Annotated in this window: 17 protein-coding genes, 2 pseudogenes and 1 riboswitch; of the genes and pseudogenes, 7 read left to right on the forward strand and 12 right to left on the reverse strand. The window is 49.3% G+C overall.

Annotated features, from left to right (window positions below; translation table 11 throughout):
• Positions 1-29: 29 nt before the first annotated feature.
• The 7 genes from H8S80_RS26325 to H8S80_RS35180 all read right to left on the reverse strand — a co-directional run bounded on the left by H8S80_RS26325 (position 30) and on the right by H8S80_RS35180 (position 7,342).
• Complete coding sequence (locus tag H8S80_RS26325; RefSeq protein WP_002605186.1) at positions 30-173, reverse strand: hypothetical protein; 144 nt, start codon at positions 171-173, stop codon at positions 30-32.
• 29 nt (positions 174-202) lie between these two features.
• Positions 203-751 (reverse strand): stage V sporulation protein T, encoded by a 549-nt coding sequence (gene spoVT / locus H8S80_RS26330; RefSeq protein WP_002605187.1) that lies wholly within the window; start codon positions 749-751, stop codon positions 203-205.
• 293 nt (positions 752-1,044) lie between these two features.
• A complete protein-coding gene (locus H8S80_RS26335; RefSeq protein ID WP_117633056.1) occupies positions 1,045-2,118 on the reverse strand; it encodes a lactonase family protein in 1,074 nt (357 codons plus the stop codon).
• 191 nt (positions 2,119-2,309) lie between these two features.
• Complete coding sequence (locus H8S80_RS26340) at positions 2,310-2,495, reverse strand: hypothetical protein (RefSeq protein ID WP_002605189.1); 186 nt, start codon at positions 2,493-2,495, stop codon at positions 2,310-2,312.
• A gap of 149 nt (positions 2,496-2,644) precedes the next feature.
• Positions 2,645-6,181, reverse strand: coding sequence for a transcription-repair coupling factor (gene mfd / locus H8S80_RS26345; RefSeq protein WP_029467070.1), 3,537 nt, complete (start codon positions 6,179-6,181; stop codon positions 2,645-2,647).
• Positions 6,178-6,756: an aminoacyl-tRNA hydrolase gene (pth, locus tag H8S80_RS26350; protein ID WP_002605191.1), complete on the reverse strand. Its 579-nt coding sequence runs from the start codon at positions 6,754-6,756 to the stop codon at positions 6,178-6,180. The genes mfd and pth overlap by 4 nt, the downstream gene beginning before the upstream one ends.
• Positions 6,757-7,201: 445 nt before the next feature.
• On the reverse strand, positions 7,202-7,342 hold the full coding sequence (locus tag H8S80_RS35180; protein WP_432764472.1) for a putative holin-like toxin: 141 nt from the start codon (positions 7,340-7,342) through the stop codon (positions 7,202-7,204).
• A gap of 52 nt (positions 7,343-7,394) precedes the next feature.
• Positions 7,395-7,490, forward strand: a riboswitch (purine riboswitch).
• A 21-nt stretch (positions 7,491-7,511) separates the two neighbouring features.
• Here H8S80_RS35180 and H8S80_RS26355 point away from each other — a divergent pair.
• The gene (locus tag H8S80_RS26355) at positions 7,512-8,924 is read left to right on the forward strand and encodes an NAD(P)/FAD-dependent oxidoreductase (protein WP_002605196.1); all 1,413 of its coding nucleotides are present in this window, start codon (positions 7,512-7,514) and stop codon (positions 8,922-8,924) included.
• Between the two features lie 127 nt (positions 8,925-9,051).
• Here the strand turns inward: H8S80_RS26355 and H8S80_RS26360 are convergent, their stop codons facing one another.
• The 5 genes and pseudogenes from H8S80_RS26360 to tet(32) all read right to left on the reverse strand — a co-directional run bounded on the left by H8S80_RS26360 (position 9,052) and on the right by tet(32) (position 15,464).
• Positions 9,052-10,566 carry a glycoside hydrolase family 43 protein gene (locus H8S80_RS26360; protein WP_117633057.1) on the reverse strand — a complete coding sequence of 505 codons (1,515 nt, stop codon included), beginning with the start codon at positions 10,564-10,566 and terminating at the stop codon, positions 9,052-9,054.
• Positions 10,567-10,595: 29 nt separating this feature from the next.
• Positions 10,596-11,621, reverse strand: coding sequence for an SGNH/GDSL hydrolase family protein (locus tag H8S80_RS26365; RefSeq protein ID WP_117633058.1), 1,026 nt, complete (start codon positions 11,619-11,621; stop codon positions 10,596-10,598).
• 9 nt (positions 11,622-11,630) lie between these two features.
• Positions 11,631-11,879, reverse strand: a pseudogene (locus H8S80_RS26370) (carbohydrate ABC transporter permease); the annotation flags it as partial.
• A gap of 158 nt (positions 11,880-12,037) precedes the next feature.
• Positions 12,038-13,258, reverse strand: coding sequence for a tetracycline efflux MFS transporter Tet(40) (gene tet(40) / locus H8S80_RS26375; RefSeq protein ID WP_024407615.1), 1,221 nt, complete (start codon positions 13,256-13,258; stop codon positions 12,038-12,040).
• A 286-nt stretch (positions 13,259-13,544) separates the two neighbouring features.
• Complete coding sequence (tet(32), locus tag H8S80_RS26380; protein WP_003505402.1) at positions 13,545-15,464, reverse strand: tetracycline resistance ribosomal protection protein Tet(32); 1,920 nt, start codon at positions 15,462-15,464, stop codon at positions 13,545-13,547.
• Positions 15,465-15,972: 508 nt separating this feature from the next.
• Between tet(32) and H8S80_RS26385 the strand changes: the two genes are divergently transcribed.
• The 6 genes and pseudogenes from H8S80_RS26385 to H8S80_RS26410 all read left to right on the forward strand — a co-directional run.
• Complete coding sequence (locus H8S80_RS26385) at positions 15,973-16,428, forward strand: XRE family transcriptional regulator (RefSeq protein ID WP_003505401.1); 456 nt, start codon at positions 15,973-15,975, stop codon at positions 16,426-16,428.
• Between the two features lie 213 nt (positions 16,429-16,641).
• Positions 16,642-17,409: a class I SAM-dependent methyltransferase gene (locus H8S80_RS26390; protein WP_003505400.1), complete on the forward strand. Its 768-nt coding sequence runs from the start codon at positions 16,642-16,644 to the stop codon at positions 17,407-17,409.
• 204 nt (positions 17,410-17,613) lie between these two features.
• The gene (locus H8S80_RS26395; RefSeq protein ID WP_003505338.1) at positions 17,614-18,060 is read left to right on the forward strand and encodes an RNA polymerase sigma factor; all 447 of its coding nucleotides are present in this window, start codon (positions 17,614-17,616) and stop codon (positions 18,058-18,060) included.
• Positions 18,050-18,253 (forward strand): helix-turn-helix domain-containing protein, encoded by a 204-nt coding sequence (locus H8S80_RS26400; RefSeq protein WP_003505336.1) that lies wholly within the window; start codon positions 18,050-18,052, stop codon positions 18,251-18,253. Before H8S80_RS26395 ends, H8S80_RS26400 begins: the two co-directional genes overlap by 11 nt.
• A 624-nt stretch (positions 18,254-18,877) precedes the next feature.
• Complete coding sequence (locus H8S80_RS26405) at positions 18,878-19,276, forward strand: plasmid mobilization protein (RefSeq protein ID WP_002569238.1); 399 nt, start codon at positions 18,878-18,880, stop codon at positions 19,274-19,276.
• Positions 19,248-19,402: pseudogene (locus tag H8S80_RS26410) on the forward strand (relaxase/mobilization nuclease domain-containing protein); the annotation flags it as partial. The gene H8S80_RS26405 and the pseudogene H8S80_RS26410, both read left to right, overlap by 29 nt.

Raw genomic sequence — 19,402 nt, forward strand, 5'->3', positions numbered from 1 at the left:
AGCTGACAGGCCGTTTTTATTTTTCATCATCAGTCCCCGCCGGGGCCGTCCCTTCTGGGACGTGTGGACTCAGGAAGCGGCTCCACATAGAAGCCGTCCTTGTAGGGTTCTGTATCCACTTCGGGAATGTCTCCATCACCGTAATCATCTTCCTTCGGATCATACGCTGCCATCTCTGTCACCTCCTTTTTTTCGGCTGTTATCAGCCTTCCATCTGTCTTCCAAGGAATCCTGCTGCCGTCGTAGCCAGCTTCGTTTCCATATCTCCAAATCTTGCTCTGGGCTCTCGGCTTAACAAGGCAACCGCCCCGATCGCATCGCCTTCACAGATAATCGGCGCGATCACCTGGGCTGTGATCCCTTCCAGGGCTTCTCCAGTCAGGGGAGTGAAATTCTTATCATCTTTTCCTGCCAGCAATACGGTTCTTTCATTAATCACATTTTCCAGCTGTTTGCTGATCGTCTTCTGGAGCAGTTCCTTTTTCGAACCACCGGCAACCGCGATCACCTGGTCCCTGTCACTGATGCAGACGGTAAGTCCCGTCGTCTGTGCCATGGCTTCCGCATACTGGGATGCAAACGCCGTCAGTTCAACCATCGGTGAATATTTCTTTAAAATGATTTCGCCTTCCCTGTCTGTGAATATCTCTAACGGCGTACCCTCTCTCAAACGAAGGGTTCTCCTGATTTCTTTCGGGATTACCACACGGCCAAGGTCATCAATTCTCCTTACAATACCTGTTGCTTTCATATAAAACTCCTCCATGGTGTACAATTTTATATCACTGATACTATTTTGCTACGAACGCTGAGATTTATACTCATGTCTGCCATTTTTCGTAATATATCCCTGTCATTTTCCATCGAATGAGGTTTTTAAAATTGATTTACAGCCGTGAAGACCGCTCTGAATGCGGCTTCCGCAGTATCATGACTGCAGAGTATGGCGTAAGAAAATGCGCCAGTTCTTTTGAACTGGCGCAAATACGATCAGATTTTGTGGTTGATGGCTGTTCTGTTATATTCTTCCTGCCTGTCTTCTCCTCACCGTTCCGCTGCGCCGATCAGACATACCGGCGATCCGCAGCGGATCTCCTCATCCATGTCATCGATTTTTCCATTTTTTTCATCAAATCGAAACATGGTAATCGTATCGCTGTCCTGATTCGCGGAAAGGATTACGTCCCCGCAGAGGCAGAAATCCCTGGGCGTCTTTCCCCTCGTCCCGGTCCGCCCGGTGAACGTGAGAAGTCCGGTACCGGCGTCCACCGCAAACACCGCGATGCTGTCGTGCCCGCGGTTGGAAGCGCAGAGAAAACGTCCGTCGCCAGATAAATGAATGGCCGCACACGTGTTGTTCTCCGCCTGCACCGGCAGTGTGGAGACTCTCTGCAGGATACGGTTTTCCCCGCCGCTGCATTGAATCACGAATACCTCCGAGCTCAGTTCACTCACCACATACATCAGCTCTCTCTTCTCACGGTTTAAGACAAAATGTCTCGGCCCCGTACCTCCTGGAAATACAATATCGCGCTTCTCGTCCGGCTCCAGCTTCCCATTCTCTTCATCGATCCTGTAATATTTGATCCGGTCGATCCCTAAATCCACGCACCAGAGACCTGCTTCATCCGCAGAGTACCCTGCATAATGAACATGAGGCCCCTCCTGTCTCTCTTCATTGGGTCCGTGGCCGGAATGCTGTTTCAAATCACACAGTTCCCCGATGGAGCCATCCGCATTTAACCGGAACATGGATACGCTGCCGCTCATATAGTTGGCTGCGTACAGAAAGCCCCGCTTCTCATCGGGAAGCAGATGACACGGCAGCGTTCCCTCCGTTCCCCGTGTGTTAAGAAGCGTCAGCGAATCGCTGTGAATCCGGAACGCAGCCACACCGCCTCCGCTCCTTCCTTCATAAGTCATGTCCTCCATAACGGAGTATAAAAACCGGCCATCGGAGGAAACCGCCAGGTACGACGGATTCGACACTCCTGCGGCCGCAAAAACTTCCGTGAGCCGCGGCTCCCCGCCTTCTCCCCGGATCAGCCTGTACCCGTGAATTCCGGCCTCCTCTGACGCTGCATAGCTTCCTGCATACAGGATGTAATTCTGCTTCATAAATGTTATCCTTTCCCCGTATCGTATTTTCTATTATTTTACCCGATAAAAAGAAGCTGCGCACCGCTGGTTTTACACAGCCGGTGCAGCAGCTCCCTTTCAAAATCTTTTAAGCATGCTCCTTACAGAATCCGGAACAGCCGCCTGCTTACGAAACTCCTACTACTCTTTCGCAATCTTCATTGTCTGAATCAGAACGCTCCTTTCGTGACCCTTGGTGATACGTCCTTTGAGGAACATACATACGCCTCATGCGTCACCCTTGCCGCCGTGCTGTCAGGAACCGGAGCTACAAATCTGTTCTCAAATGATTCATTCCTTTGAATGGTCAGCTCATTCGAAACTCTCTGCAGAAGATACATACCTAAAACGTCCATGGTTACCACCTTTCTTATATTTTATGATTATGGAAATATAGCATGCATTGGGGATTTTCATCCCTTCTTCTACTATTATTATATCATAAAATAGGCTAATAGCAACCATCGTAAGCTTAAATTTTTATAAACACTTTTCAGAATACTCTTTATTTTTCTGTCAATTCACGCAACTGTTTCAGCAGCTCTTCCGCCTGTTCCATCATGCCGGCCGTGGTCTGGTTTTTCCGCCTGTCGATGAACGTAAAGTACGGTTCATCCGCCATATGGAACTTCAAATCGCCGCGGTACCGCTCCACCATAGCCGGTATGCCCGCCACGTTAAGCTTCGCTTTCTGATACATGGTGAGCCGGATCTCCTGGCTGTTGATGTTCACCTCGGTCACGTAAGCACCATGAGCCAGCGCCTTGATGGCCGCCACGTGCAGGAGATTTTCAACCGGCTTCGGAATATCTCCGAAACGGTCCATCAGCTCATCCTGCATATCCATGTGCTCCTCCTCATTCTCAATACTGGAAATCCTCTTGTAAATATCCAGCTTCTGATATTCATTCTTAATATAAGAGGTGGGGATATAAGCGTCGATATCGCAGTCCACCACAGTCTCGTAGGTGTCCTCCTCCCTCCGCTGGCCCTTCAATTCCAATACCGCCTGATTTAACAGCTTACAGTAAAGGTCATACCCGACCGCTTCCATATGGCCGTGCTGTTCCGCGCCCAGAACATTGCCCGCCCCGCGGATCTCCAGGTCACGCATGGCAATCTTGATGCCGGAGCCCAGCTCCGTAAACTCCCGGATGGCCTGGAGACGCTTCTCCGCCTCTTCCCGAAGCATCTTGTCACGTCTGTACATGAGAAACGCATAGGAAGTCCTGCTCGACCGGCCCACGCGCCCCCTCAGCTGGTACAGCTGGGAAAGTCCCATGCGGTCCGCATCCTGTATAATCATCGTATTGGCATTGGGAATATCGAGTCCCGTCTCGATGATGGTGGTGCAGACAAGCACATCGATCTCCCCATTGACGAAATCAAACATGATGCGCTCCAGCTCATGCTCGTGCATCTGGCCATGGGCGAAGGTCACTGAGGCCTCCGGCACGAGACTGGCGATATGGTTTGCCACCTCGTCGATGTTGCTGACGCGGTTGTATACGTAATACACCTGGCCGCCGCGGGAAAGCTCCCGGTTAATGGCCTCCCGGACCATCTCGTCATTATACTCCATCACGTACGTCTGGATGGGCATACGGTCTACAGGAGGTTCCTCCAGCACACTCATGTCGCGGATTCCCACCAGGCTCATGTGCAGCGTTCTGGGAATCGGAGTCGCAGTCAGGGTGAGAACGTCGATATTTTCCTTCAGCTTCTTGATCTTCTCCTTGTGAGCCACGCCGAACCGCTGCTCCTCATCGATAATCAGAAGCCCCAGATCCTTAAACTGGACATCCTTTGACAGCACGCGATGGGTTCCGATCACGATATCCACCAGTCCGCGTTTTAAATCCTCCAGCGTCTTCTTCACCTGGCCCGGTGTTCGGAACCGGGACATCAGATCCACACGCACCGGGAAATCCTTCATTCTCTGGACGAAGGTGTTGTAATGCTGCTGAGCCAGAATCGTGGTCGGCACCAGATACACCACCTGCTTTTCGTCCTGCACCGCCTTGAACGCGGCGCGCAGGGCGATCTCCGTCTTTCCATAGCCCACGTCGCCGCAGATCAGGCGGTCCATAATCTTCCGGCTCTCCATGTCACCCTTGGTGGCATCGATGGCATCCAGCTGGTCCTCCGTCTCCTCGTAAGGGAACATCTCCTCGAATTCCTTCTGCCATACCGTATCAGGCCCGTACGGAAAGCCCTGGGTGTCCTGTCTGGCTGCATATAGCTGCACCAGGTCCTTGGCAATCTCCTTAACCGCGCCTTTCACCCTGGTCTTCGTCTTGTTCCACTGGTCTCCGCCGAGACGGTTTAATTTCGGCTTCTTCGCCTCAGAACCGGCGTACTTCTGGATTCCGTCCAGGCGTGTGGCGGGCAGATAGAGGTTGCCTCCGTCTCCATACTCTACCTTTAAGTAATCCTTGATGATTCCGTCCTGTTCGATCTTCTCAATTCCGCGGTAGATACCGAGGCCGTGGTCCTCATGAACCACATAGTCCCCCACGGACAGATCAGAAAAGCTCTGAATCTTCGTCCCCTCGTAGGTGGTCTTCTTCCTCTTCCGCTTCTTTTTCTCGACACCGAACATGTCGCCTTCCGTGATCACGATAAACTTGATCATCGGATACTCGAAGCCGCGGTGTAAGTTTCCGTAGGTTACCAGGATCTCACCCGGCTTTACTTCCACCTCTTCCCGGCTCTCATCCGGGCACCACGCCCGAAGATTGTACTCCCGCAAGTCGCTGGCAAGACGGCTGGATCTGGTCCTGGAGGCAGAAAGAAGGATTACACGGTATCCCTCCCGTTTCCACCTGGTCAGATCCTTGATCAGCAGTTCAAATCCATTTTGATAGGAGTTCACATTTTTCACGGAAAGGCTGTATCTTCCATTTACTGTAAATCCGGAGAGCTTCTGCTCCAGGCCGGTCAGATACGCGGTACGGCTCTTCTGAGTCCTCGCCAGCATCTCCCTGGCCGGATAGAGCAGTCCCGTCTGTCCTGGAAGCAGATATCCGTGCTCGAGACGGGATATCATGCTCTCCCGGAACTCTTCCTCCACCGTCGCCCCCTTTTCCTTTAACCGCTCCGGCTCGTCTAAGTAGATGACCGTGTCCTCCTCCGGGAAATAGTCGAGAAATGACACACTGTCCCGGCAGAAATAATGGATATATCCGTCCAGGCCGTGCTGTTTCCAGCCCTCTTTAAGGCCATCCGAGAGTTCCGAGATAATGGAATGAATCCGGGCTGCTTCCTCGGTCTTAAGCTGCGCCCTTAACTCTTTCTCGTATTTCTTTGCCTCTTTTTCGATCGCTTCCCTTCCGTCTGCGATCTGCTGCTTTGTCAGCACCATCTCCGTGGCCGGATAGACCAGGACACGTTCCAGCTCTTCAATGGACCGCTGGCTCTCGATATCGAAGGTACGGATAGAATCCACCTCATCATCCCACAGTTCGATACGGACCGGCAGTTCCTCGGTCAGCGGAAATACATCGATGATTCCGCCCCGGATCGAAAACTGGCCCATGCCATCCACCTGGGCTACGCGCTCGTACCCCAGCTCTACCAGTTTTTCCTTCCACTCTGCGATATCTAAAGTCTGTCCGCTTCCCACCTCGAGAATCTGCTTCTGTAAGAAGGCCAGCGGAAGCAGATGGTCCATCAGCCCGTCAAAGGTAGTGACGACCACGCCGGACTTCTCCTCCATCAGCCTGCGGAATACGGCCATACGCTGTTTGGTTAAAAGATTTCCGTGAATGTCCGCGTTAAAGAACAGTAAGTCCCTGGCAGGATACAGAGAGACTCCCGGTTCGAAATTGCGGAAGTCCTCGTAAATCTCCCTGGCTCTGGTGTCGTCGTAAGTGACCACCAGCTTCCAGGACACCTCCTTCGCCGCCTCGTACATTAAATGGACCTTCTGGGAATCCATACAGCCGCTGACCAGAACCGGCCCTTTTTTCCGGTTTAAATCGCGGTCTAAGTCTTCAAATTCCTTCAGCTCTCTTAATGGACTTTCAAACACATCGCTCATGAATTCTCCTTATTTTTTCTGTTATAATGGTTCATCGCCGCATCTGCTCCGTCCTCGATCATCATGCAGGCCGCCTCCGCCGCGTCGCGGTACGCCTCCTCCATAACTGCCTGCTGCTCCTTCGGGAATCTCCCCAGCACGTAGTCCGCCAGGTCCATGCCGCGCGGTTTCTCGCCTACCCCGATGCGTATTCTCGGAAATTCCTGGGTTCCCAGATGGCTGATGATATTTTTTAAGCCGTTATGGCCGCCGGCGCTTCCCTTTAAGCGTATGCGCAGCTGCCCTTCTGACAGATTAATATCATCGCAGAGAATGATGATGTTCTCCGGTTCTATTTTATAAAAGTCCGCTATTTCCCGGATGCTTTCCCCGCTTAAATTCATATACGTCTGGGGCTTCGCCAGGATCACCTTCTGGCCGCCGATATATCCCTTTCCGTACAGCGCCTTATGCTTCTTCTCTGTCACCGTCGTTCCGGCCTTGTCCGCCAGAATATCGATGGCTTCAAAGCCTACGTTATGTCTCGTTTTTTCATATTCCCTTGTTGGATTTCCAAGTCCTGCGATCAAATACATATTTTCCGCTCCTTACTATGTTCTATATTAATTTATCTCTGAGTTCATGCCAATTATTTCCGCGGGCAGTGAACCAGGCGAACATGCCCGCATGTCCGGCCGGCGACTGCCGCGAGAACCAATGCCTAGTACTGCATTGCGTAATGCAGTACTAGTTGCCTGCGGCGGGGTATTGGACTTCAGAACGCCCGAAAAGCGCTAGATTTCCTTGTAGGGGGGTATCTAACGCTGGCTGGTTTACTCATTTTAACAGTTTGAAACCTTGATGTAAAGGGGGAAGATGCGGTGTATATCATAAAATATTTTAAAAATAACTTGAATATTGGGTATAAATCAATTATAATAATATTAAAGAAAGCACCCACTCCAAAAGTGGATGCTCCACGTTAAATGTTACATGTCCTTACGGACACCGCCCATCCTGTGTGCTGACAGGGTGGGCATTTTATTTTCGCTTATTTCTCTTATCGAGAAAGGCGATAACCGCTACAAGCAAGCTTCCAAAGGACATCATCAATGCTAATATCCCAATAAAGATAGATAGAACTTCATATGCTGTCATAGACGCCGTTATTTTTATACACATGAATTTAGTCGTCCGCACATCTTGCGGTGCCCCTCCCAATATGGTAAAATGCTAATGTCACTGAATTACACCTTATATAGGTTCAAAATAGGTTGAACGTTTCTACCAACTACCGGAATAGTTGACTATAAGGCTGGTTGGTATTTTTATGGGAAAAGGAGTGTTGTTCATGAGTTCAAATTCAAGTAACTATGATGTCATCATCATCGGGGCGGGGCCTTCCGGTATTTTCTGTGCCTATGAGCTGATTCAGCAGAAACCGGATTTAAAGATCCTGATGGTCGAGAAGGGGCGCAGAATCGAAAACAGGACGTGTCCGAAGAGGACGACCAAGACTTGCGTGGGATGCAAGCCATGTTCCATCACCACCGGTTTTGCCGGAGCGGGTGCATTTTCCGACGGCAAGCTGTCACTCTCTCCAGACGTGGGCGGGAATCTCCCGGAGATTCTGGGGTATGACAAGACAGTGGAGCTCTTAAAGGAATCCGATAACATCTATCTGAAGTTCGGCGCCGACACGAATGTATACGGCATCGACAAGCAGAAAGAGATTCAGGAGATCCGCAGAAAGGCGATTAACGCCAACTTAAAACTGATTGAATGTCCGATCCGCCATCTCGGCACAGAGGAAGGCTACAAGATCTATACCCGCCTTCAGGAGCATTTACTGGATCAGGGCGTTGAGATGGAATTCAACACCATGGTAAAGGACATTATTATAGAAGATAACGAGGCGAAGGCCATCGTTACCGATAAGGGCGAGACGTATTATGCGCCGGAGATCGTATCCGCCATCGGCCGCGAAGGCTCTGACTGGTTCAGCCACATCTGCGACGCGCACGGCATCGAGACCCGCGTCGGAACGGTGGACATCGGAGTCCGCGTAGAGGTCCGCGACGAGATCATGGAGTTCTTAAACAAGAACCTCTATGAAGCGAAGCTGGTCTACTACACACCGACCTTTGACGACAAGGTGCGTACCTTCTGTACGAATCCTTCCGGTGAGGTCGCCACAGAATACTACGAAAACGGACTGGCCGTTGTCAACGGCCACGCCTATAAGTCCAAGGAATACAAGACAAACAACACGAACTTCGCGATTCTTGTCTCCAAGAACTTTACGAAGCCGTTCAAGACGCCGATTGAATACGGCAAGCACATCGCCCAGCTCAGCAATATGCTCTGCGACGGCAAGATTCTGGTTCAGACCTTCGGCGATTTCCAGCGCGGCAGACGTACCACGGAAGAGCGTCTCTGCCGCAACAACTTAATCCCGACCTTAAAGGACGCGGTTCCCGGCGATTTATCTCTGGTATTCCCGCACCGCATCATGGTCGATATTAAGGAAATGCTGCTGGCCTTAGACAAGGTCACTCCGGGTATCGCCAGCGACGAGACACTGCTTTACGGTGTGGAAGTAAAATTCTACTCCAACAAGGTTGTAGTCAATTCTGACTTCGAGACCAGTGTCACGGGACTTCGCGCCATCGGAGACGGCGCCTCCGTTACGCGCGGGCTTCAGCAGGCATCTGCCAACGGAATCAGCGTGGCGAGAAGTATCCTGAAAAAAATGGAGAGTTAGGAATCATCATATAATCTATCATGGATAACAAATAAAGCGTGGAAACGCCGGGCAGATTCTTCTCGGTGTTCCCACGCTTTTTATTTGTTGCAGTGATAAATGGTCTCCCCCACGCACTGACACCTATTTATTCAAACAGAACGCACTCATAATCGCAGTATCCGGCCGATTCCTCATTTTCACGCGAGCAGGACCACAGACAGAGCTTCGCTCCTGTCCAGGTGGACCGGCACAGCCTAAATACCGGCTCCAGCTTATGGAACACGGTGCCGTCGGCGGACCAGGAAAACTGGTATGTCTTGTCCCCGGAGACAGAAAGCTTCAGCCACAGGCTGCTGCCGGCGGCGGGTGCCTTAAGGACACAGTGCTCCTCCGCTTCACCGAGGAACATTTTCTCCGAAACGGTCCCCTCATAGCAGCAAAGCTCCGGTCCGTCCGGCCCCTGATATAAGCCAGCGTAGGCGTAGGAATGGCCCACCATGCCGATTCCGCCGAAATCTCCGTTCTTATCTCCGTGCAGTTCCAGCCTGGCTATCATGGAAAACTCCTTTTGCTGGGGGATCTGAGTCAGCACATTGGGGGCGTACCACAGGAGATTCTCCCTGTCCGGATTTCTGCGGCAGTACAGCCTTAGATGGCCCGGTGCGGCGGTCAGGGAATAGTTTTCCGAATTGGGATTCGCCTGCCACTGCCACTGGAGCCCCAGGGTCTCCGAGGAGAAATCATCCGCACGCGCAATCTCATACTCCGGCATGCCTTCCACCGGCATTTTCCATTCCGCCACAGGCTCGCCGATTCCGTCTCCGTCCGTATCCTGTCCCATAAACGGCCATCCGTCCACAAAACACATGGGCTGAAGATGGATGATTCTCCCCAGTTCCAGGACATCCTGAAAATGGATGAACCAGTCTCTTCCGTCCGGGGCCGTTATCCAGCCGCCCTGGTGAGGGCCATTAATGGGGGACTTGCCCTGGCGCATGACAATCTTATACTCGTAGGGGCCGTACACCGACGTGGATCTAAGGCAGGACTGCCAGCCGTTCTCCACTCCGCCGGACGGCATTAAAACGTAATAGTATCCGTCTTTTTTATACATCTTCGGCCCCTCTGTGGTTGGGGCGATCTGCTCGCCGTCGAAGATCAGGACCGGTTCACCGATAAGTTCCCGGCAGTCGGGGTCGATCTCCACCACCATCAGGCGGTGCTTAACCCCAGCCCTGCTGCCCGCGTAGGCAAAGATCATGTATGCCTTACCGTCATCATCCCAGAAAGGACACGAATCGATCCAGCCCTTTCGTTCGCATAGCATGTTCAGCTGGAATTCTCCATAGGGATCGCGGCTTCTGGCCACCAGAATCCCTTCGTCCACCAGCGGGATAAACACGATGAAGGTTCCGTCGTGGTAACGGATCGCCGGCGCCCAGGTTCCGGATCCATGGGAAGGCACCGCGTATTTTTCATACGGCAGCTCCTTCACACAGTAGTTGATCAGTTCCCAGTGCACCAGGTCCTTCGAATGCAGGAGAGGCACCCCGGGAAAATAAGTAAAGGAAGACGCCACCATATAGTAGTCTTCTCCGACCCGAATCACATCGGGATCCGAATAGTCCGCGTACAATACCGGATTTTTGTAAGTCTGCATAAAATCCTCCATTTCAGCCACGCCCTGTCTTACAGGCCATGTGCTCTCATAAAGTTCGATAAATTCTGTGCGATCATGGTGTGACCCGCGTCCGAGGGATGCAGTCCATCCGAGGACAGCCCCCGAAACGTTCCCATGATCTGCGTTCCATTCCTATAATACAACCGATCATACTTTTTTTCCAGTACAGCCGTGCACTCTTTTATCTTTTTTCTGAATGCGTCAGACTTTCCATTTTCTTCAAAATCATAATGATTGTAATAGAAATCTGTCACGAACACAGGTTTTTCCGGCTGAGCGCGTTTTACCGTATCAATCCACTGGTAAGCCCGGTCGTAAAGCTGACGGTCCGTCCATTCCTCCAGCACATTGACTCCCAGCTCAAACACGGCGGCGTCCCAGTCCTTCAGACCGGCGATATACTCCGCCAATGCCTGGTCCATGAAGGCGCTCCCGGCGCTTCCCAGATTGATTAAGTCGTACCCCAGTTCCCAGGCCGTTTGAAACGCATACGTTCTGGATGGAACGGAAGCATTTCCTCCGTGGGTGATGGAGGAACCGTAAAACAGCAGGCGTTTTTCCGGCATTTCCTCCGGTCTGGGCGGCCTTAAGCTTCCGCGTATCTCCCGGATGGCGCAGCCCCAGTCGTAGGGAAGCAGGACTCGTGTGACCTGCGGCGCAAACCCGCCGGGATTTCGCGGAAAGCGGCTGATATGGCTCCAGTCCTGCCTGTGGATAGTAATCTCTGTCTCCCCGACTCCCACCACGCCAGGACTGATCTCATAGCTGCCCTGATAATCGCCGGAAAAGACCTCCAGGATTCCTGCGGACCGGATCTGCCCGCTCACCGGCAGTCTCCGCAGGACGATTGTCACCGTCTCCTCCTCCATCACGAAGCGCAGCTCACTGTTGCTTGCAAACAACATGTTTTTCTGCGCTTTCTCATTCAGCTGACACCTGACAGACTCCGGAATCCGGCTGATAATAAAATCTCCCCACGCTTCGTCCCGCAGAAGACCGTCCACATGGTACAGAAGTCCCTGTTCAAATTCCATCTCCGCGCCCTATCCCTTCATACCAGTCGTGGCAATCCCTTCCACGAAATATTTCTGCGCCGCGAAGAACAGAAGAATCAGCGGAAGAATCGAAACCAGCGCCATGGACATCACCTGGTTCCACTGAATGTTGGAGGTGACATCGATGCTGACCCGGAGTGCCAGGGACAACGGAAATTTGGACACGGTATTGATGTAAATGTTGGTGTTGAAGAAGTCATTCCACGTCCACAAAAACTGGAACAGCCCGGCGGAGAATGCTCATGTACGGTAAAGTATCACAAGAAAATTATGTCGAATTGACAGCCGCCTCCGCTATACCGAATAAGGAAATAAAGAGTCCTCAAATTTTGCGCTACTAAATGAAGACGAGCGGAAGTAATCTCCCGCTCGTCAGTAAACTTAACTATGCCATATCAATCCCGCTTCTTTCCCGCCACCGGCACTAAGAACAGCGCGGGCAACAGCAGGAAAGCGGTACAGACCAGCCCCCAGGGTATGGACACCTGCTGGGCTACCAGCCCCACAATAGGCCCGCCGATGATCTGCCCGAAAGAGTCCAGCTGTCCGCTGGTGGAAAAGACTGTGGCGCGCATTTTCTCATCCACATGGTCGTTCATCCAGGCGGCCAGCACAGGCTCCTTGATGGTGCGCATAAGCCCCGCCAGCAGGAACACCAACAACATGAACCAAAAGCTCCGCCCCACCGCGAAGAGAACCAGGCACAGGATATACCCGGCGCTGGTGGACATGACCACACTGGTTCGGCTGACAGTCCCTTTTTTCTCCATGCGGGCGATGAGCAACTGAGAAGCCAGAATACCTAAGCCGTTGCCGATAAGACTGATAACACCGAACCAAGTGACGCTGTTCAGCGGCCCGATAACGGGTATTACCGTGTCATCCAGAAAATGAGCGGTGGAGAGCCGGTCAAAGCCTTCACTGGCAAGTCCCCCGCATAGTGTGATTGCTAAGAGCGCCAGCAACACAGGTGCGCCTTTCACAAAGCCCAGGTTGAGCTTGAACAGGCAGACAAAGTCTTTAAGCAAGCCCTGCCGTTCCTCAATAGCAGGGGAGAAGTTGGTTTCTGGCATGATGCGAACCATCACCAGCCCCAACAACAAGCACAAACTGCCCCCCAAGATGACAGGCATTTGCAGGTTTATGTTTCCCAGCAGTGTGCCCAGCACCACGCCCAGAACGCCGCCGATTTGCCCCATTTGACTGCCCCGCAGGAACACCTTGTCTATGGGTTTGTCCTCTTCCTCCGAGGCAATCCACGCCTCCAGAGCGCCGGTGATGAAGGTATCACCGCAACCCCAGACAACCTGGGCCAGCAGAACCGGCGCGAACCACGGTAGCGCACCCTCCATCAGAAAGCCCAGGCCGTAGAGGAACATTCCAATCAGCACCGAGCGCCGACGGCTATACAAATCCGCCACCACACCGGTGGGTATCTCGAACAGAAAGCAGGAGGTCTCCAGAACCGTCCCTACCAGGACAAGCTGGAAAGCATCCAGCTGCACCACCTCCAGGTGGTACACGATGGAAAGCACTGTGGACATAGAAACCGCCAGGGAACAGACAAATCGGAACAGCAGGTAGACAGAATATGCCTTTGAATTTTTAGCAAACATGAAGTTACATTCTCCTAGTATAATAATGGTGTAGTCAAGAACGACTACTGGTTAATAGTTACAAAGTCCAATCTAATAAATCTATATAGATATAACGGAAGGAGGAGTTCCCCCTCCATCAGAAGTTATAGGACATATTTACCGTGTCTGAGGTTTCCTTAATGCACCAGACAAAATATAGAGGTATAATCACTGAAGGCAGGATCATTGACGTTTCCTCCTTGGGAGCCGGCCTTCTGGGATATTTCGCAATAGCCAGCAATGAACGCTTGCATTGCGCAAGACGTTACATTATCTTCTGAAACATATGCCGGATCTTGTCTAAACGGCTGTTCGGGCGGCGTGGCTGAAATACAGGCTCGCCGGAAGTTTCCTGATACCCTTTTAATTCTGTAATGCAGACACTTCTTCCATTTGTATAAAAATTCAGATCATTCCTATATTCACCGATACAACGGGCAGGGATTTCACCCTTAAAAATAACTTCATCTTTTTCAAGTCTGGTTGATTCAATGATTGCGCAATACTTTGGTGCATCATTATAAGCCCGTGAAAGATATTCCTGCGGTGCAAAAAGGGTAAAGGAAAGGTATGGTTCCAACAGTTGTGTCCCTGCTTTTTTCAATGCCTGCTCCAACACGACAGGCGCAAGAAAACGAAAATCAGCGGGGGTGCTGACCGGGCTGTAATAAACTCCATAATCAAAACAAATTTGGCAGTCTGTCACTCCCCAGCCATATAAGCCCTGCTCCATTCCATAACGCACACCCTCCATGACGGCATTTTGAAAACTTTGGTTTAAATAGCCGAGAGATACCTCGCTTTTATATTGTGTTCCGCTTCCAACAGGAAGCGGTGTTACAGTCAAACCAATAGATGCCCAAAACGGATTCGGCGGCACTTCAATATGAATCGTGCAGCTCGCTTTTTTTTGCGGTCTTTCCAGATAAATAACCGAAGGCTCTTTCATAGCCACGCCCACATGATATTTTTCTTCTAATAGCGAACAAATAACTTCTAACTGTACTTTTCCCAAAAAAGATAACATAATCTCATGGGTAACAGTATCAATGTCAAAATGCAAAAGAGGGTCTGTATCAGCAATCTCTGCGAGGGCATTTAACAGGGCTTCCCTTTGCTCCGGCTTTTGCGGCTCTACCGTTGTCCGAAGTAATGGCATGGGATTATCAATCCGTGTTTTGTGAGGCAGGAGTTTTTCATTTCCCAGGATATCGTTCAGTTTCAAAGTATCATCAGCTAAAATAACAATTTCTCCCGGACAGGCATGGTCAGCCGGGACGATTTCACCATTTGACGGAATACACATTTCTGTAATCTTTATTTTTTCCTTTTTTGACAGCAGCAGGGTATCCCGTAAATGGAGCGTCCCATGATACAGGCGTAAATAAGAAAGCCGTTTTTTCCGCTCTGTATACTCAACCTTAAAAACATATCCACATAATTCAGACTGAATATCGTCCGTTTCTGTAATGAAAGTTTCTATAATCGCTTCAATCAGTTTTTCTGTTCCTAAATTGTCTTTTGCACTCCCATGATAAACAGGAAACAAAGAGCAGCATCTGGTTCTTTTGCACTTTTCATATTGTAATTCCTGTATATCCAAAGAATCCTCTGCAACATATCGTTCTAATAGTTCATCGCTTCCGGAAATAATCATATCCCATTTGTCTAAATCAGAAATATCGGTCATGGTTATCTTTGGCGACAGGGAAACCTCCTGCATGACAATCATATCACTGGTAAGTTTATCTTTAATGCTTTGGTAAACACACTGCAGGTCGATCCCATTTTGGTCTATCTTATTTATAAAGATAATTGTCGGAATGTCCATTTTCTGAAGCGCATGGAATAATATACGGGTTTGTGCCTGTACGCCGTCTTTTGCTGAAATGACTAAAACAGCTCCGTCAAGGACAGATAAAGAGCGGTATGCTTCGGTTAAAAAATCCATATGACCGGGAGTGTCCACGATATTGATTTTATAATCATTCCAATAAAAAGAAGTAACCGCTGTCTGAATGGTAATTCCCCGTTGCCGTTCCAAAATCATAGTGTCTGTTCTTGTGGTCCCTTTATCCACGTTTCCCTGTTCCGCAATCGCTCCACTGGTGTATAGCAGACTTTCTGTCAATGTAGTTTTTCCTGCGTCTACATGGGCCAGAATGCCGATATTGATTATTTTCATGTGATTGTCCTCCCTTTACAGCCCCAAAGGGCATAAAAATCCCCAGCAGTAAAATACTTTTACCACTGGGGATTCTAATTTGCGGACATACACATATACAGCATACACCTATTTGTGATTGCTGTTTTTTGAATATGTCAAAATTGATAAGGCAAAAGTATTCTTAAATTGGGTACAAAAAACCAAGCCCCCACAAAAGGAGCTATCATAATTCTTTGTTCCCACTATTTGATTATAGTTTTATTTAAGAATACCTTGCCGCATATTTTTTACTCCTTTTCTGGAATGAAGCTATTATATCACATCAGTTTTAGGAAAGCAAGTACTTAAAAGAAATTTTTCTTCCCCTTATATGTAACAATCATACCGGCTTCCTAGTGTTCAGAATGGTTTCTGCTGTCTGCTGTGGTGTTTGATTGGAATTGTCCAGCCAAAAGCCGATCCGTGGTGTTGTCTGCATAAATGTATCGTATATTGATAAAATCAGCATCAGAGAGGAGGAACCATTTTGAACCAGAAACAGACGGATATTACAACAGGAAAGCAAATACGTCATCTGCGAACACAATCGGGAATGACACAGGAAGAACTGGCTGGGGAATTGAATGTTACCCGGCAGGCGCTATCGAATTGGGAGAGAGATGTTAATGAACCCGATTTAAATACGTTGAAAAAAATTTGTTTTCTTTTTGGAGTCCACATGGACGATTTTGCGAAGGAGGTAATAACAAAAATGGAAACATGTGAAAAAAAAGAGAAACGACAATTTAATAAGTATGATATGGCAATTGGACTTTTTTATGGTGTCGGGATATTTCTTGGCATTGGTATTTTCTTTGTTGGCGGTTTTATGACAATGTCGGGTGCAGGGTGGGGAGCATCACTATTTGGCGGTGGCTGTTTTTCTCTTGTATTTGGCTTGATATGCCATGCAGTTATTACATTGAGAAGAAATGACAAATGATGACATATCCTGCTTTCTAGACTTTTCGGTCATATCGCGTAAAAAAGCCGCTGCTTTTGGCTTTCCAATAGCGGCGGCAAAGGGAAATATCCTTTGAATACCTTACAGAAGAAAAGTTTTGCAGCATTATAAAAATAAAAGCCTATACCATTTTGGAAAGAAAAGATACATAATAGTCAAGACGGCAACAATCAGAAGTTATGGAGGGTAACAATGGAATATAGTAAGGAAGATTTAATGGAAGCAAAAAGGCAAATTTTGGGAGTGGGAGAGAACATGGGAACAGAGGAAAGTAAAAAAATCTGGGAGAAAAACGCACAATTTTGGGATAATGCAATGGGTGACAAATCTAATGAATTTCACAGAGAGGTAGTGCGTCCCAAAGTAACGGAACTTCTATCTCCTAATCCTGCGGATTACATTTTGGATATTGCGTGTGGCAATGGAAATTATTCTTCGTATCTTGCACAAAGAGGCGCTTCGATTGTCGCTTTTGATTACAGCAAAAAAATGATAGAATTGGCTAAAAGACGGCAATCACAATATGCAAAACAAATTGAATTTTGTGTAGCGGATGCGACCAATAGAGAAAGTATATTAGAATTAAAAAGAAATCGAGCCTTTACGAAAGCAGTTTCTAATATGGCAATTATGGATATTACGGATATTGAACCACTTCTTATGGCTGTTTATGAACTGTTGGAGGAAAGCGGAATTTTTGTCTTTGCAACGCAACACCCTTGTTTTATCACGTTGACTGAAAAATATATGACACCGCACAGTTACTATGGTATAGCGATTGAAGGGCAACCGGAGGAGCAGATTTATTATCATCGTTCCATACAAGATATTTTTAACCTTTGTTTTAGAGCTGGATTTGTCATTGATGGATTTTATGAAGAATGTTTCAAAAACAACAAAGAAATTCCTATGGTAATGATAGTAAGGCTTAAAAAGGTAAAACGTGATAGCTTAAAATAAATTCAAGTTTGCCGGATAAATAGCAAACCTGGCCGAGCCAGTCAACGGTCAAGATGAACGGGCTTCGCCCGCCGTTGACAGCCCCGCCCGGTTTTGCAGTTAGGCAGTCAAGGAGCGACAGCCTAAAGTGCTGCCGCCCCTTACTATCATAAAAAGCAACTACTAACCAGCCACAGCCCTTTTGGGAGGAAAGGGGGATTTTCCATGACCTGTACAGAAGAATATCGGGAACATATCGAGTACACTTTCCATGCCTTTTGCAAAGTCGTTATCCGAAATGCAACGATCAACGCAGCGAGGACACGGAGCAGGAAGCACAAAAGAGAAATATCCCTTGAATACCTCACAGACGAAAAGCACTACCCTTTAGGCACGACAGATGAATATTTCCAAGCCCCGGAGCCGGACGAGGAATACATACTTACCCTTTGCGGCGATACGGTCATTTTCAGCAGCGGCTTACTTGCGGAAGCCCTGTCACGGCTGGACGAACGGGAGCGGGAAATGATTTACCTGTCCTTTTTCAAGCGTATTCCACAGCACGAAATTGGCAGACAGTACGGGCGCAGCCGCAGCACAGCGGGCTACCATATCCGAAAAGTCCTACGGCAGCTCCAAGCGGAAATGGAGGGAATGGCATATGAGAAATAATAGGCTTCTCCCCTATGAAACAATCGTCCAAGCCACCAGCGGGGAGCCGGAAGCGGTGGGAACTGTATTGCAGTATTACCGCCGCCGCATACAATGTGCCGCCCGTGTGAATGGACGGGTAGACCAAGATACAGAGGACTACATCACCCAGACGCTTCTCACAGCTATTTTCAAGTTCCGCTTTGGGAGATAGCCCTACCGCCTACAACTGAATAACCGCCGCTTCGCCGGCAACCAGAAAGCAGTAAATCTATTCAACAGATTTGCTGCTTTTTTTCGTTCCTGTTTGGCATTTTTGAAAATCCCCAGTATGAAAAAACAAAAGGGAAAATTGCCGCCGCAGTTGGCAAAATCCCTTACTTATCCGTGGAGGGTATCAAAGAAAAAAATACTGCCATTGTCCGCCTTTTTCGGCTTGCGTGGTGTTGTAGGGAATAAGGGGAAATTCTAAAAATCTCCGTCCATTTTGCTTTGCGTGGTGTTGTAGGTAGTGAAAGGAAAATTTTCAAGATATGCCGGAATAGCGGGTAGCAAAGCCCTTTTGAAACGTCTTGTTAGCGGAAAGTACGGAAGCCGGGGAACGCCGGAGTTTTTCAGAGCAAGATTCTACCGCAGTACCAAAATTTGCTTATCGCTCATTTTGCCCCTGCGGGAATCTTGTTGGGGAGTGCCTTCCCCAAACCCTGCTTATGCGGCTTACGCCGCTGGAAAATCCCTCAAAATAATTTTTCGGATTTTTCAAAAACAGTTCCGCTTTACACCCTGTTTTTCTCCTATTAGTGAGAGGACACCACGCACAGCCGAAGGAGGTTTTACCATGCGAAAACGATATAACACGCCGCACCGCAGCCGGGTAGTCAAGACACGCATGACCGAGGAAGAATACGCCGAGTTTGCGGAAAGGCTTTCTGCTTACAACATGAGCCAAGCCGAGTTTATCCGGCAAGCCATAACCGGGGCAGCCATACGCCCCATCATAACCGTTTCCCCCGTCAATGACGAGTTGCTTGCCGCTGTCGGGAAGCTGACCGCCGAATACGGCAGGATCGGCGGCAACTTAAACCAGATAGCCCGGACGCTGAACGAGTGGCACAGCCCCTACCCGCAGCTTGCCGGGGAGGTACGGGCGGCGGTTTCCGACCTTGCTGCCCTAAAGTTTGAAGTCTTGCAGAAAGTGGGTGACGCTGTTGGCAACATTCAAACATATCAGCTCTAAAAATGCGGACTATGGCGCAGCGGAAGCCTATCTCACATTTGAGCATGACGAGTTTACCATGAAGCCCACCCTTGATGAAAACGGGCGGCTGATACCGAGGGAGGATTACCGCATTTCTTCCCTCAA

The sequence above is a fragment of the Hungatella sp. L36 genome, from assembly GCF_014288035.1.

What these genes read in the sequence shown, in the direction of transcription:
- H8S80_RS26325 (WP_002605186.1), bottom strand. Translation starts at nt 173, where the DNA reads ATGGCAGCGTATGATCCGAAGGAAGATGATTACGGTGATGGAGACATT.
- spoVT (WP_002605187.1), bottom strand. Translation starts at nt 751, where the DNA reads ATGAAAGCAACAGGTATTGTAAGGAGAATTGATGACCTTGGCCGTGTG.
- H8S80_RS26335 (WP_117633056.1), bottom strand. Translation starts at nt 2,118, where the DNA reads ATGAAGCAGAATTACATCCTGTATGCAGGAAGCTATGCAGCGTCAGAG.
- H8S80_RS26340 (WP_002605189.1), bottom strand. Translation starts at nt 2,495, where the DNA reads ATGGACGTTTTAGGTATGTATCTTCTGCAGAGAGTTTCGAATGAGCTG.
- mfd (WP_029467070.1), bottom strand. Translation starts at nt 6,181, where the DNA reads ATGAGCGATGTGTTTGAAAGTCCATTAAGAGAGCTGAAGGAATTTGAA.
- pth (WP_002605191.1), bottom strand. Translation starts at nt 6,756, where the DNA reads ATGTATTTGATCGCAGGACTTGGAAATCCAACAAGGGAATATGAAAAA.
- H8S80_RS35180 (WP_432764472.1), bottom strand. Translation starts at nt 7,342, where the DNA reads ATGTGTATAAAAATAACGGCGTCTATGACAGCATATGAAGTTCTATCT.
- H8S80_RS26355 (WP_002605196.1), top strand. Translation starts at nt 7,512, where the DNA reads ATGAGTTCAAATTCAAGTAACTATGATGTCATCATCATCGGGGCGGGG.
- H8S80_RS26360 (WP_117633057.1), bottom strand. Translation starts at nt 10,566, where the DNA reads ATGCAGACTTACAAAAATCCGGTATTGTACGCGGACTATTCGGATCCC.
- H8S80_RS26365 (WP_117633058.1), bottom strand. Translation starts at nt 11,621, where the DNA reads ATGGAATTTGAACAGGGACTTCTGTACCATGTGGACGGTCTTCTGCGG.
- H8S80_RS26390 (WP_003505400.1), top strand. Translation starts at nt 16,642, where the DNA reads ATGGAATATAGTAAGGAAGATTTAATGGAAGCAAAAAGGCAAATTTTG.
- H8S80_RS26395 (WP_003505338.1), top strand. Translation starts at nt 17,614, where the DNA reads ATGACCTGTACAGAAGAATATCGGGAACATATCGAGTACACTTTCCAT.
- H8S80_RS26400 (WP_003505336.1), top strand. Translation starts at nt 18,050, where the DNA reads ATGAGAAATAATAGGCTTCTCCCCTATGAAACAATCGTCCAAGCCACC.
- H8S80_RS26405 (WP_002569238.1), top strand. Translation starts at nt 18,878, where the DNA reads ATGCGAAAACGATATAACACGCCGCACCGCAGCCGGGTAGTCAAGACA.